The sequence below is a fragment of the Pseudomonas sp. genome (genome assembly GCF_017744435.1).
In the GTDB taxonomy this organism is placed as follows: domain Bacteria; phylum Pseudomonadota; class Gammaproteobacteria; order Pseudomonadales; family Pseudomonadaceae; genus Aquipseudomonas.
In genome coordinates, this window is record NZ_JAGIBG010000026.1 from 1 (window position 1) to 12,384 (window position 12,384).

Consider the following 12,384-nt stretch of genomic DNA (forward strand, 5'->3'; position numbering starts at 1 on the left):
CTTCAAGAATCGAGTTGCCGCGATAATCTGGGGCTGCTTTGCAGCCCTTTCGCCGGCAAGCGCGGCTCCCACAGGTCAGCACTGTCATCAAAGCCTGTGCAGTACCTGTGGGAGCCGCGCTTGCCGGCGAAAGGGCTGCAAAGCAGCCCCAGATTATCGCGGCAACTCGATTCTTGAAGTTTCCCCAGGCACTGTCGGCCAATCCCCGGCAGCCCACTTGGCCCTGGCCCGCTCGATCAGCTCCCCATCACTGGCCACAAAATTCCAGTTCATCCGCCGTGGCCCATCCAACGGCTCCCCACCAATCAGCACCAGCTGGCATTCCTCCTCGGCATACAACGTCACCTCTTCGCCCTCCGGCAGCACGATCAGGCTACAGGCCGCGACCGGTTCACTGTCCATGAACAGCTCGCCGTCGAGCAGATACAGCGCACGCTGCACATGTTCGCCAGGCACCACCAGCGTGGTAGCTGGCTGCATCAGCACATGCGCATAAAGGGTGGGGGAGAGGACCGGCACCGGTGATTCCAGGCAGAACCCGCTGCCGGCAATCATGCAGATGCGTACGCCCAGGTTGTCACTGACCGGCAGGCTCGCCGCCGGATGGTGGCTGTAGCTCGGCTCGCCCTGTTCAAGCGCCTTTGGCGAGGCCAGCCACACTTGCAGCCCGTGCAGGCGTGAACCATGGGCCAGGGCGTCTGCAGGCGTGCGCTCGACATGCGCGACACCTTTGCCAGCGGTCATCCAGCTCACATCACCCGGCAGCACGCGCTGCTCCGAGCCGAGGCTGTCCTTGTGCAGGATCGCGCCTTCGAACAGGTAGGTGAGGGTAGAGAGGCCAATATGCGGGTGCTGGCGAATGTCCATGCCTTTGCCCGGTTCATAATCGGTCTCGAGCATATGGTCGAAGAACACGAACGGGCCGACGCTACGGCACTGGGCCGAGGGCAGCGGGCGCAGGATCGGTTGGCCCTCGACCGATTCGGCGCGTGGGCGGATGATCAGGGGGCTGCTCATGGCGGGCTCCAGGCGAGGTGGAAATGCCCCAAGCATAGCGGCTTGCCGAGCAATGCTGAAACACTGCGCTGGCTGCCCAGGCAACGCAAATGAAAACGCCCCGAACCAGTCGGGGCGTTTCAGTTGCTGCAGCAGCGTATTACTTGCCAGTCCAGCGCTTGAGCACCAGGGTGGCGTTGGTGCCGCCGAAACCGAAGCTGTTGCTCATGACCGTGTCGATCTTGGCGTTTTCTTCGGTTTTGCGCAGTACCGGCAGGTCGGCAACCTCGGGGTCCAGCTCGTCGATATTGGCGGAGCCGGCGATGAAGTTGTTTTCCATCATCAGCAGGCAGTAGATCGCCTCGTGCACACCAGCGGCACCCAGCGAGTGGCCCGACAGGCTCTTGGTCGAGCTGATTTTCGGTGCCTTGTCGCCGAACACTTCACGTACGCCCTTCATCTCGGCGACGTCGCCGACCGGGGTGGAAGTGCCGTGGGTGTTCAGGTAGTCGATCGGGGTGTCGACGGTGGACAGCGCCTGCTGCATGCAGCGGATGGCGCCTTCGCCGCTCGGTGCGACCATGTCGTAGCCGTCGGAGGTTGCACCGTAGCCGACGATTTCGGCGTAGATCTTGGCGCCACGGGCGAGGGCGTGTTCCAGCTCCTCGACCACCACCATGCCGCCGCCGCCAGCGATGACGAAGCCATCACGGTCGGCGTCGTAGGCGCGCGAAGCCAGTTCCGGGGTTTCGTTGCGCTTGGTCGACAGGGCGCCCATGGCATCGAACAGGAACGACTGGCTCCAGTGCTCTTCTTCACCGCCACCGGCGAAGACGATGTCCTGCTTGCCCCACTGGATCTGCTCCAGGGCGGTGCCGATGCAGTGTGCGGAAGTGGCGCAGGCCGACGAGATCGAGTAGTTGATGCCCTTGATCTTGAACGGGGTGGCCAGGCACGCCGAAACGGTGCTGCCCATGGTGCGGGTGACGCGGTACGGGCCGACGCGCTTGACGCCTTTTTCGCGCAGGGTATCCAGCGCTTCCATCTGGTTCAGGGTCGAGGCGCCGCCCGAACCGGCAACCAGGCCGGTACGCGGGTTGGAAACCTGCTCTTCGGTCAGGCCCGAGTCCTTGATCGCGTCCTGCATCGCCAGGTAGGCGTAGGCAGCGGCGTGGCCGACGAAGCGGTAGACCTTGCGGTCGATCAGTTCTTCGAGGTTGAGGTCGATGGACCCGGAAACCTGGCTACGCAGCCCCATTTCCTTGTATTCCGGGTTGTAACGGATACCCGGACGGCTGTTGCGCAGGTTTTCGGTGACGGTAGCTTTGTCATTGCCCAGGCACGATACGATGCCCAGACCAGTGATAACGACGCGGCGCATGCGAATAACCCTTAGAAATTGTCAGTGGAGGTGAACACGCCGACCCGCAGGGCTTCGGCGGTGTAGATCTCGCGACCGTCGACGCTGACCGAGCCATCGGCGATGGCCATGTTCAGCTTACCCTTCAGGACGCGCTTGATGTGAATGTTGTAGGTGACTTTCTTGGCGGTCGGCAGTACCTGGCCGAAGAACTTCACTTCGCCCGAACCCAGCGCACGGCCACGGCCCGGCAGGCCTTGCCAGCCGAGGAAGAAGCCGACCAGCTGCCACATGGCGTCGAGGCCCAGGCAGCCCGGCATCACCGGGTCGCCTTCGAAGTGGCAGGCGAAGAACCACAGGTCCGGGGTGATATCCAGCTCGGCGACCAATTCACCTTTGCCGTACTTGCCGCCTTCTTCGCTGATATGGGTGATGCGATCGACCATCAGCATGTTCGGCGCGGGCAGTTGCGCATTACCTGGGCCGAACAGCTCACCGCGACTGCAGCGCAGCAGGTCTTCCCGAGTAAAGGCGTGTTGTTTGGTCATGCGAGCTCCTCAATAACCCCCTGTGGCAGGGGATGAATCTTCCCGGCCGACCCTTCTTGCTTCTGGGACGGCAGCCTACAGGTAGACTATTGCGTTGTGGTGAAAGTCACAGCGCACCTGGCGAAAGAAGTACAGGTGTGCACTGAAACGTCTATTTTCAGGTCCGGATAAGGTCCTGTCCAGTACTTAAGACTGCCGCACTTTAGCATTTATCGCCAGTCGCCGCTGTCCGTCCAGGCAACCAGCGCTGCAATACCCGCTGCAACTCGGTGCGGCGGAACGGTTTGCTCAGGTAATCATTCATGCCGGCTGCCATGCAACGCTCGCGGTCACCCTGCAGGGCATTGGCGGTCAAGGCGATGATCGGCAGCTGGCCGCAGGCCGGCAACAGGCGGATGCGCCGGGTCGCTTCATAGCCATCCATCTGCGGCAGGCGGCAATCCATCAGCACTGCGGCGAACGGCTGCTGGCTGACCTGTTCCACGGCCTGAAGCCCGTCGTGGGCCACGCTGACCTCCATCCCCAGGCTGCGCAACATGGCTTCGATGACGCTCTGATTGACCGGATTGTCCTCCACCAGCAGGATCCGTTTGCCGACCTCAAGTGGCGCATTGGCCCCCGAGCTGCCCGGCAGCGTTGCCGGTGTGGTACTGGCCAGGGGCAGTGGCATTTCCAGGGTAAAGGTCGAGCCCAGCCCTTCGCGGCTTTCACCGCGCAGTTTGCCGCCCATGCGTTCGGCCAGGGTGCGGGCGATCGACAGGCCCAGGCCCGTGCCGCCATAGCGTCGCGAAATCGAGCTGTCGGCCTGCTGGAAGGCGACGAACATCATTTCCAGGCGTTCGCTGTCGATGCCGATACCCGTGTCACGTACGCTGCAGGTGAACCACAGCAATTGTCGGTCGAGCAGCTGCCAGTGCGCCTCGACCTGGACCTGGCCGCGCTCGGTGAACTTCAGGGCGTTGCCGATCAGGTTGAGGAGGATCTGGCGGATGCGCGTCGGGTCGCCGACCACCTGCGGCTGTGCGCCCTCTGCCGGCAATTGCAGGTGCAATTCCAGGCCGCGCTGCTGGGCGCCGTGCTGGAACGACTGCACGCAGGTGGCGATCAGCTCGCCCAGGTTGAAGTCGATGTGCTCGAGCTCCAGCGTCGTGCGTTCGATCCGCGAGAAGTCGAGGATGTCATTGATGACTTTCAACAGGTGCCCGGTGGACTCGCTGGCCACCGCCGTGTAATCCGCCTGTTCACTTGTCAGCTGGGTGGTTTCCAGCAGTTGCAGCATGCCCAGCACGCCGTTCATGGGGGTGCGCAATTCGTGGCTCATCATGGCCAGGAACTCCGACTTGGCGCCGTTGGCCTGTTCGGCTTCCTCGCGCGCCTGGATCAGCTGGGCGATGGCCTGCTTCTGTTCGGCACTGGCCTGGTCCAGGGCGTTGGCGAGGTTGTTGATATGCCGCGCCAGGTGGCCGAGTTCGCTGTCGTCGACCACCGGCAGCGGTGCATTGAATTCACCCTGCTGGATGGCCTTGACCGCATGGCCCATGTCGCTGATGGGTTTGGCCAGGCTCATGGCCAGGCGGCGTGCAAGGAGGAAGGTGAACAGCAGGGCGAACAGCGCCAGGATGCCGGCCTTGATCACAATTTCCTGCTGGCGCTGGCTGAAGGCATCGTCCGACATGCCGACGATCACCCGGCCCAGGTAGTCGTCGCCGATGGCCGGTGTCGGCGCCTTGCCCTGTTGCAGGAAGTCGCTGTCCAGGCGGATCTGCTGCAGGCGGATCGGCGCCTGGAACACTTCCACCTGCTGCGCCCGGTTGTTGCTCTCGTCCTGCTGTTCGACGTACACCAGGATGTGGTTGCGGCTGTCCTGTACTTCGAGGAAGCGCACGTGCGGGATGCTCAGGGTGGCGCGCATCAGGCCTTCGAGGACTTCATTGTTACCGGAGATGACACCGTACTCGGATGCCGGTGCCAGCTGGTTGGCAATCAGCTGCCCGGTGTGGTTCAGCTCCTGGCGCAGATCCTGGATCCGCACGAACGTGAAAAAGCTGATCAACAGCAAGGTCAGCAGCAATGCCGGGCCCAGGCTGATGATCTGGGTGCGGGTGTGGATGTCCCAGCTCAGGCGTTTGCTCATGGGGTGGGTTCTCCTTCGGCCAAGGCCTTGGCAGTGGCGTTCGGATCAATCGGCTCAAGGCCCAGTGCGCGGGCTACCTGCTGGTTGCCGCTGACGCCATAGCGCGCCGGGTACAGGCTGCGTGGCCAGTGCGTCGGAGGCTGGTCGAGCAACTGGTCGAGCACGGCCAGCCAGTCGTCCTGGTCGCTGTAGGTGCTGGCCAGTGCGCCAGCGCGCACGAAGCCGGCGTTCGGCCCGATCAGGGCCATCTGTCGGCCGTAGCTGCTGAGCAGCAGGTTCTTCGCTGTCTTGGAGTTGTACAGGTCGGGGTCATCGAGGCCCAACAGCACGTCGCTGTTGGCCAGCAGGTGTTGCAGGGGACGGCTGTCGCGTTGGTCCGGCCAGTCCTGGGCGACGATCTCCAGGCCCAGCGGGCGTGCCGCCTGGCGCAGTTCGTCGAGCAGGAACTGACTGCGCTTACCGTACAGCACGCCAATGCGCTGGGCCTGTGGCAACAGGTAGCGGGCCAGGCGCAGTTGCCGCGCCAGCGGCGGGTCGCTCCACAGCAGGGTCAGGTAAGCGGGACGCGACTTTCCCAGGCGTTGTTCAGCCTGTACCCGGCTGACGCGCATGGCCAGCGCAGGTGGCCCGCCGTTGTCGCTCAGGCGCCACTCGAGCGCGCTGTTGTCGAGCAGCACCAGGCGCACGTCAGCCTTGAGCTGAGCGGGGCGGGGCAGCGCGGCGATGCTCTGGAAACGAACCTGGTCATGGCTGCGGCGGCCTTGCAGGGCTTCGACGAAGCTGCGAAAGCCAGGCTGTTCGTCGCCGCCGACCAGCAGGATTTCGCTGGCGGACAGCGTACCCAGTGGCCACAGGCAGAACAGCAGCAGGCGCAGCAGTCGGGCCATCAGAACTCCAGCTCCGCGCTGACGCTCAGGCGGTGGCGGCTGTCATAACGATTCTGCTCCACCGTGGTGGGCTGGTCGTCCAGGCGTTGCTGCCACAGCCCGGCCAGTTCCAGGGTGCTGCCCTGGATACGGAAGCGCTTGGCCACGCGCAGGTCAACGCGTTCGTAGCGGTACTGGTTGAGGGCGTCGTCGCCGTAATAGAACAGCGCGCTCGACCAACCCTCGCCCCAATCGCGCATCCAGCCAGCCGAGCCACTGTTGCGCGCGCTGAGGCGTCGGTCGGCGGGGTTGCTGGCCCAGGCATCGACATAGGCATAGGTCAGGCGCAGGCGGTCGCGTGGCGCCAGGTGCCAGTCGAATTGCGCCTCGCTGCCGCTGAAGCGGGCCTTGTTGGCGTTGCTGGCGATGTACTGGTTGTTCCTCAGGGGTTCGCTGATCATTCCGGTGATCTCGTCGTAGAACAGCTTCACATCCATGTTCAGGTCGAAGTCGCTGAAGTAGCCGTTATAGCCCAGCTCGCGCGAGCGCATGCGTTCCTGTTCGAGGTCGCCAGGGCCGCGGGTCTTGACGAAGTATTCGGCATTGCGCTGGCCGAACGCGGTGGGGCTCAGGTTCTTGACCGTGTAGCTCCAGTTGACGTTGTTCTCGAACATGTCCGGCGAGCGCACCGCCTCGGAGTACACCGCACGCAGGCCGTGGCGCGGTGTGATGAGGTAGTTGATAGCCATGCGCGGGGTCAGGGAGCTGCCGGACAGGCGCGAATCTTCGAACATCGCGCCACCCTGGAGAATCCAGTGCTCGTCGGCGCGCCATTCCAGCTGGCCGAACAGGCGCCAGGTCTGGTCGTCGATGCTGCCGTCGAAGTAGGTCTGCGAATCGGCGCGATCATAGCGGTAGTTCATGCCGCTGAGCAGGCGCAGGCTGTCGGTCAGGCTCAGGGTGTCCTGTACCTCCAGGTCATAGCGGGTCTCGCGGGTACTCTGGTCGACATCGCCGCAGACCACATTCTTGCCGCCCTGGTTGTTCCACTGGTCCTTGATCGCATCGACCAGCGCTTGTTCTTCCGGGTTGCTGCTGTTCGGCGGGTTGTTCGCCCCGCGGGCGACCTTTTCGGCGAAGTCGGGGTTCATCTGCCACAAGCGGGTCAACTCGGGGCTGAACGACAGTGCCGCATCACAGGCGCGCCAGACCTGCTGGCGGTCGAACATCTGGGCCGAACCCTGCACATACAGGCTGTGCTCGGGGTTGAAGTCGATGTTCCAGCGTACCGAACCGGCATAGTCCTTGGCATTGACGTCGGCGTTGTCACCGCTCTGGGTGACGTAGGGGAACACCGGCTGATAGGTATACGGCCGCTGGTTGCTGCCTTCCTTGGCCGCCAGTTGCCATTCCAGGGTCTGGTCCGGCGCCAGAACGTGGCTGACACTGAGGTTGAAGCGGTTCAGGCGGCGGCTGTCGCGGTAGTCCTGGCCGAACTGGTTCTCGTCGAAGCCATCGTCCTGCTGGCCGGACACCGACAGGCGCATGTCGCCGCCGTCCCAGCCGAAGCCATGGCTGAGGTAGTAGTCGTTGATGCCATCCTGGCCGCGGGTCAGTTTCATCCGCGAGCCGTGGCTGTCGGCCGGGTTGCGGGTGAGAATGTTGACCACCGCCATCAATGCGTTGGCGCCGTAGCTGACGGTGTTGGGGCCGCGGAACACTTCGATGCGCTCGATGTCCTCGATGGCGACCGGGATGTCGCTCCAGTCCACCGTGGCCAGGCCTGCGCGGTACACCGAGCGGCCGTCGATCAGCACTTGCATGCGGCGTGCATCGTTGACGTTGCTGCCGTGGTAGTTGACGGTCGGCTGGTTGCCGGCGCCGTAGCCGATCATCATGCCCGGTACCAGGCGCAGCAGCTCGGGGATATCACGGGCACCGCTGGCACGGATCAGTTCGTTGTCGAGCACGGTCATGCTGCCCGGCACCGCTGCCGGGGATTGTTTCAGCCGCGTGGCGGTCAGAACCTGTGGCAGGTCCGAGTTGTCGATGAACAGGTCATCGGCCACAGCCGAGCCGCCGAGCAGGGCAGTCAGCAGCAGCAGGCGAGGGTAAGGGGGCGGGCCAGGGAACACAGGACAGCCTTGTCTCAGGATTGAAACAGGCATGTTAACTGACCGAGAAGGTTTTGCCAGTGATCTGCGGTGTGATCTGCGGTGGATATAACGGCCTCTTCGCGGGTAAACCCGCTCCCACAAGTATTGCGCAGCTTTTCGCAGTGGCGCGGTACCTGTGGGAGCGGGTTGGCCCGCGAATGGGGCAGTACTGGTTCTGTAGCAGGTGAGCCGTATAATGAGCGGGTCGCCACTTAACTTAATGGCTTTAACGGATTGAATATGACTGAACAGCAACCTGTTGCAGTTCTGGGGGGCGGCAGCTTCGGCACCGCCGTGGCGAACCTGCTGGCCGAGAATGGCGTGCCGGTACGCCAATGGATGCGCGACCCCGAGCAGGCCGAGGCGATGCGGGTCAATCGCGAGAACCCGCGCTATCTCAAGGGCATCCGCCTGAAGGACGGTGTCGAGCCGGTCAACGACCTGCTGGCCACCTTGCAAGCCAGCGACCTGATTTTCGTCGCGCTGCCTTCGAGTGCCCTGCGCAGTGTGCTGGCGCCCCATGCCGAGCTGCTGCGTGGCAAATACCTGGTCAGCCTGACCAAGGGCATCGAGGCGCAGAGCTTCAAGCTGATGAGCCAGATCCTCGAGGAAATCGCGCCCGAAGCCCGCATCGGTGTGCTCTCCGGCCCCAACCTGGCCCGCGAGATTGCCGAACATGCACTGACCGCCACCGTGGTCGCCAGCGAAGACGAAGCACTGTGCCAGCGGGTGCAAGCCGTACTGCACGGGCGTACGTTCCGGGTCTACGCCAGCAGCGACCGCTTCGGCGTTGAGCTGGGCGGCGCACTGAAGAACGTCTATGCGATCATTGCCGGCATGGCTGTCGCCCTGGGCATGGGCGAAAACACCAAGAGCATGCTGATCACCCGTGCGCTGGCCGAGATGACCCGCTTTGCCGTCAGCCAGGGGGCCAACCCCATGACGTTCCTCGGCCTGGCGGGTGTCGGTGACCTGATCGTCACCTGCTCGTCGCCCAAGAGCCGCAACTACCAGGTCGGCCACGCCCTGGGCCAGGGCCTGAGCCTGGAGCAGGCGGTCAGCCGCCTGGGCGAAGTGGCTGAAGGGGTCAATACGCTCAAGGTGCTCAAGGCCAAGGCCCAGGAAGTGCAGGTCTACATGCCGCTGGTGGCCGGCCTGCACGCCATCCTGTTCGAAGGCCGCACGCTGAACCAGGTGATCGAGCACCTGATGCGCGCCGAGCCCAAGACCGATGTCGATTTCATTTCCATCAGTGGTTTCAACTAAGCGAAGGAGCAGCACATGAACGATACACCCGAGCGCGCCCAGCGCGAGTCGATCATCCTGCGGGTGCTGTGGATGCTGGTGTTCCTGGTGGTCTGGCAACTGGCCGAGCTGCTGCTCGGCGGCCTGGTGCTGGTGCAGCTGATCTACCGCCTGGTCTATGGCGCACCGAGCGCCAGCCTGATGAACTTCGGCGACAGCCTGAGCCAGTACCTGGCGCAGATCGGCCGTTTCGGTACCTTCCACACTGACCAGAAGCCATGGCCGTTCGCTGACTGGCCGGCAGCCCGTGCCCCGGAAGGCGAGGCGCCCCACGCCGTGGCCCCGGCAGCGCACCCGGTGCGCGACGAGGAGCCCAAGCTGTGAAGCTGTGGGTGCTGCGCCACGGCGAGGCGGAACCGCGCGCCAACACCGACGCTGAGCGGCGCCTGACCGGCCATGGCCGCGAGCAGGTGCTGCACAGTGCGGCCCGGCTGCTTGGCCAGCCGTTGCAGGCGATCATCGCCAGCCCGTACGTGCGTGCGCAACAGACAGCCGCCCTGGTGCATGACACCCTGGGCTTCGCCGAGCCCGTGCGCACTGTGCCGTGGCTTACACCTGACAGCGACGTGCGGCAGGTGATCGGCGAGGTCGAGCGCCTGGGCCTGGAGCATGTGCTGCTGGTCAGCCACCAGCCTCTGGTGGGTTCACTGGTTGGCATGCTCGAGCATGGCCATGCGCAGCAGCCGGCGCCAATGAGCACTGCCAGCCTGGCGGAGTTGGAAGGCGATTGGCCGCTGGCTGGGCTGATGACATTGCGCGCGCTTATTTCGCCGGACTGAGCTGAAGCAACTGGCATTTTTGCCAGTTGCTTAAAAATTGGATCCAATGGATGCTTGGCGCCGGGATCAGCAGCAAATGAAAAGGCAGGGAGCGTTGAATGAGCGGGTTGATGCACGAGCTGCTGCGCTCTCTGGATCTGCAGCCCACGATTGAAACTGTGCAGCGCAACAACCGTCTCGATTTTGCCCAGTACACCCTGTTGCGCGAAGCCGCCGACGCCAAGCTCCATCACTTGAAGGGCAGAATCCGCAACAAGGTCGAGCAGCAGCCCCTGGACAACCTGTTGATCGAGCAGGACCTGGACGAACTGCAGAGATCCTGCATGCGCATGTCTCACCTGCTGCAAACCAGCTGCCTGGCCTTGCGCCGCCTGCAACTCGACCTTCAGGACCAGAGCCTGGCCCGTGAGGCGCTGGAGAGCCAGATTGCCTACATGCAAGCCTGCCTGCGCCGTTCGCTGGCCAGTTTCGACGAATCGGCATGACCTGATTGCCCTTGGCGATGACATTTACAGACGTTGCCGAGTGCCGGCCCGATGCAGACAATAAGCCATCTTTCCCGTCCGGACCCGGCGCCATGTCGCAGCAGATCTTCTTCGCCCATGCCAACGGTTTTCCCTCGGCCACCTACGGCAAGTTGTTCGCCGCCCTGGCGCCGGATTATCAGGTCAGTCATCTGGCCCAGCACGCCCATGACCCGCGTTTTCCGGTGGGCGATAACTGGCAGAGTCTGGTCGATGAGCTGCTGCACCACCTGGCGCAGCAGGCGGCGCCGGTGTGGGGCGTCGGCCATTCGCTGGGCGGCGTGCTGCACCTGCACGCCGCCTTGCGCCGGCCCGAACTGTACCGCGGCGTGGTGATGCTCGACTCGCCGGTATTGACCCGCGCAGACCAATGGCTGCTGCGCACCGCCAAGCGCTTTGGCTTCATCGACCGCATCACCCCGGCTGGTCGTACCCTAGGGCGGCGTGAAGCCTTTGCCGACCGTGCCAGCGCACGTGACTACTTCGCCAGCAAGTCGCTGTTCCGCCACTTCGACCCGGATTGCCTGGAAGCCTACCTCGAGCATGGCCTGCAGGCGGACGAACAGGGCTTGCGCCTGCGTTTCGACCCGGCCACCGAGATCAGCATCTACCGCAATATCCCGCACGCCAGCCCGGCGCCGGCGCGCCAGTTGCAGGTGCCTCTGGCGATGGTGCGTGGCGAGCGCAGCAACGTCATCCGCCGTCACCATGCGCTGGCGGTGCGCGGCATGCCGCAGGGCGAGTACCACAGCGTGCCGGGCGGGCACATGTTCCCGCTGGAACGGCCGGCCGACACGGCCAGCCTGATCAAGGGCCTGTTCGACCGCTGGAGCCAGGCATGAGCGCACAGGTCGAGGAGGTCCGCCTGAGCCTGGGCCATATCGAGCTGGCCGCGCACCTGTTCGGCCCGGAGGATGGCCTGCCGGTGATCGCCCTGCACGGCTGGCTGGACAACGCCAACAGCTTCTCCCGCCTGGCCCCGCAGTTGAAGGGCCTGCGCATCGTCGCCCTCGATCTGGCCGGGCACGGTTATTCCGAGCACCGCCCATTGGGTGCGGGTTATGCCTTGGCCGATTACGCCCATGATGTGCTGCGGGTTGCCGAGCAACTGGGCTGGCAGCGTTTTGCCCTGCTCGGGCATTCGTTGGGCGCGATCATTTCGGTGCAGCTGGCCGGCGCCTTGCCAGACCGGGTCAGCCATCTTGCCCTGATCGACGGTGTCATTCCCCCGACCGGCGCCGAGCAGGATGCCGGTGAGCGCCTGGGCATGGCCCTGCAGGCCCAGCTGCGCCTCGATGGCAAGCGCAAGTCCGTTTACCCGACCCTGGAGGAAGGCGTGCAGGCGCGCATGAAGGGCATGGTCGCGGTCAGCCGCGAAGCCGCCGAGCGGCTGGCACAGCGCGGCCTGATGCCGGTGCCCGGTGGTTACAGCTGGCGCAGCGACAGCCGTCTGACCCTGCCATCGCCGGTGCGCCTGAGCCAGGCACAGGCCATGGCCTATGTGCGGCGAGTGAGCTGCCCAGCCAGCCTGGTGGTGGCGGCCGACGGTATGCTGGTGCGCCACACCGAACTGCTGGAGCAGCTACCCTTTGAGCAGGCGGTGCTGCCCGGCGGGCATCACCTGCACCTGAACGACGAACCGGGCGCGGCCCTTGTCGCAGACTGTTTCAATCGCTTCTTTGGCTTTGCTTGACTTGCACCGGACAAGTGTCGAGG

At 64.2% G+C, this 12,384-nt stretch carries 12 protein-coding genes; 6 read left to right on the forward strand and 6 right to left on the reverse strand.

Annotated features, from left to right (window positions below; translation table 11 throughout):
- Positions 1–153 precede the first annotated feature (153 nt).
- The 6 genes from J7573_RS17415 to J7573_RS17440 form a co-directional block, all read right to left on the reverse strand.
- Positions 154–1,017 carry a pirin family protein gene (locus J7573_RS17415; protein WP_294337835.1) on the reverse strand — a complete coding sequence of 288 codons (864 nt, stop codon included), beginning with the start codon at positions 1,015–1,017 and terminating at the stop codon, positions 154–156.
- Between the two features lie 139 nt (positions 1,018–1,156).
- On the reverse strand, positions 1,157–2,377 hold the full coding sequence (fabB, locus tag J7573_RS17420) for a beta-ketoacyl-ACP synthase I (protein WP_050706509.1): 1,221 nt from the start codon (positions 2,375–2,377) through the stop codon (positions 1,157–1,159).
- A gap of 11 nt (positions 2,378–2,388) precedes the next feature.
- Positions 2,389–2,904, reverse strand: a complete 516-nt coding sequence (gene fabA, locus J7573_RS17425) for a 3-hydroxyacyl-[acyl-carrier-protein] dehydratase FabA (protein ID WP_012315334.1) — start codon at positions 2,902–2,904, stop codon at positions 2,389–2,391.
- Positions 2,905–3,106: 202 nt separating this feature from the next.
- Positions 3,107–5,038, reverse strand: a complete 1,932-nt coding sequence (locus tag J7573_RS17430; RefSeq protein ID WP_294337842.1) for an ATP-binding protein — start codon at positions 5,036–5,038, stop codon at positions 3,107–3,109.
- Positions 5,035–5,925, reverse strand: a complete 891-nt coding sequence (locus J7573_RS17435; protein WP_294337844.1) for an ABC transporter substrate-binding protein — start codon at positions 5,923–5,925, stop codon at positions 5,035–5,037. Before J7573_RS17435 ends, J7573_RS17430 begins: the two co-directional genes overlap by 4 nt.
- Positions 5,925–8,072 carry a TonB-dependent receptor gene (locus tag J7573_RS17440; RefSeq protein ID WP_294337845.1) on the reverse strand — a complete coding sequence of 716 codons (2,148 nt, stop codon included), beginning with the start codon at positions 8,070–8,072 and terminating at the stop codon, positions 5,925–5,927. Before J7573_RS17440 ends, J7573_RS17435 begins: the two co-directional genes overlap by 1 nt.
- A 228-nt stretch (positions 8,073–8,300) precedes the next feature.
- Here J7573_RS17440 and J7573_RS17445 point away from each other — a divergent pair, with 228 nt between their 5' ends.
- From J7573_RS17445 to J7573_RS17470, 6 genes are all read left to right on the forward strand, one after another.
- On the forward strand, positions 8,301–9,326 hold the full coding sequence (locus J7573_RS17445) for an NAD(P)H-dependent glycerol-3-phosphate dehydrogenase (protein ID WP_294337846.1): 1,026 nt from the start codon (positions 8,301–8,303) through the stop codon (positions 9,324–9,326).
- Between the two features lie 15 nt (positions 9,327–9,341).
- The gene (locus J7573_RS17450; protein ID WP_027919063.1) at positions 9,342–9,689 is read left to right on the forward strand and encodes a DUF4389 domain-containing protein; all 348 of its coding nucleotides are present in this window, start codon (positions 9,342–9,344) and stop codon (positions 9,687–9,689) included.
- Positions 9,686–10,144: a phosphohistidine phosphatase SixA gene (gene sixA / locus J7573_RS17455; protein WP_294337851.1), complete on the forward strand. Its 459-nt coding sequence runs from the start codon at positions 9,686–9,688 to the stop codon at positions 10,142–10,144. The genes J7573_RS17450 and sixA overlap by 4 nt, the downstream gene beginning before the upstream one ends.
- 110 nt (positions 10,145–10,254) lie before the next feature.
- Complete coding sequence (locus J7573_RS17460) at positions 10,255–10,629, forward strand: hypothetical protein (protein ID WP_294338071.1); 375 nt, start codon at positions 10,255–10,257, stop codon at positions 10,627–10,629.
- 92 nt (positions 10,630–10,721) lie between these two features.
- On the forward strand, positions 10,722–11,510 hold the full coding sequence (locus J7573_RS17465) for an alpha/beta hydrolase (RefSeq protein WP_294337854.1): 789 nt from the start codon (positions 10,722–10,724) through the stop codon (positions 11,508–11,510).
- Entirely contained in the window at positions 11,507–12,361 is an 855-nt protein-coding gene (locus J7573_RS17470) for an alpha/beta hydrolase (RefSeq protein WP_294337857.1), read from the forward strand. Before J7573_RS17465 ends, J7573_RS17470 begins: the two co-directional genes overlap by 4 nt.
- The last annotated feature ends 23 nt before the right edge of the window (positions 12,362–12,384 follow it).

What these genes read in the sequence shown, in the direction of transcription:
- J7573_RS17445 (WP_294337846.1), top strand. Translation starts at nt 8,301, where the DNA reads ATGACTGAACAGCAACCTGTTGCAGTTCTGGGGGGCGGCAGCTTCGGC.
- J7573_RS17450 (WP_027919063.1), top strand. Translation starts at nt 9,342, where the DNA reads ATGAACGATACACCCGAGCGCGCCCAGCGCGAGTCGATCATCCTGCGG.
- J7573_RS17465 (WP_294337854.1), top strand. Translation starts at nt 10,722, where the DNA reads ATGTCGCAGCAGATCTTCTTCGCCCATGCCAACGGTTTTCCCTCGGCC.
- J7573_RS17415 (WP_294337835.1), bottom strand. Translation starts at nt 1,017, where the DNA reads ATGAGCAGCCCCCTGATCATCCGCCCACGCGCCGAATCGGTCGAGGGC.
- fabB (WP_050706509.1), bottom strand. Translation starts at nt 2,377, where the DNA reads ATGCGCCGCGTCGTTATCACTGGTCTGGGCATCGTATCGTGCCTGGGC.
- J7573_RS17460 (WP_294338071.1), top strand. Translation starts at nt 10,255, where the DNA reads ATGCACGAGCTGCTGCGCTCTCTGGATCTGCAGCCCACGATTGAAACT.
- J7573_RS17430 (WP_294337842.1), bottom strand. Translation starts at nt 5,038, where the DNA reads ATGAGCAAACGCCTGAGCTGGGACATCCACACCCGCACCCAGATCATC.
- fabA (WP_012315334.1), bottom strand. Translation starts at nt 2,904, where the DNA reads ATGACCAAACAACACGCCTTTACTCGGGAAGACCTGCTGCGCTGCAGT.
- J7573_RS17470 (WP_294337857.1), top strand. Translation starts at nt 11,507, where the DNA reads ATGAGCGCACAGGTCGAGGAGGTCCGCCTGAGCCTGGGCCATATCGAG.
- J7573_RS17440 (WP_294337845.1), bottom strand. Translation starts at nt 8,072, where the DNA reads ATGCCTGTTTCAATCCTGAGACAAGGCTGTCCTGTGTTCCCTGGCCCG.
- J7573_RS17435 (WP_294337844.1), bottom strand. Translation starts at nt 5,925, where the DNA reads ATGGCCCGACTGCTGCGCCTGCTGCTGTTCTGCCTGTGGCCACTGGGT.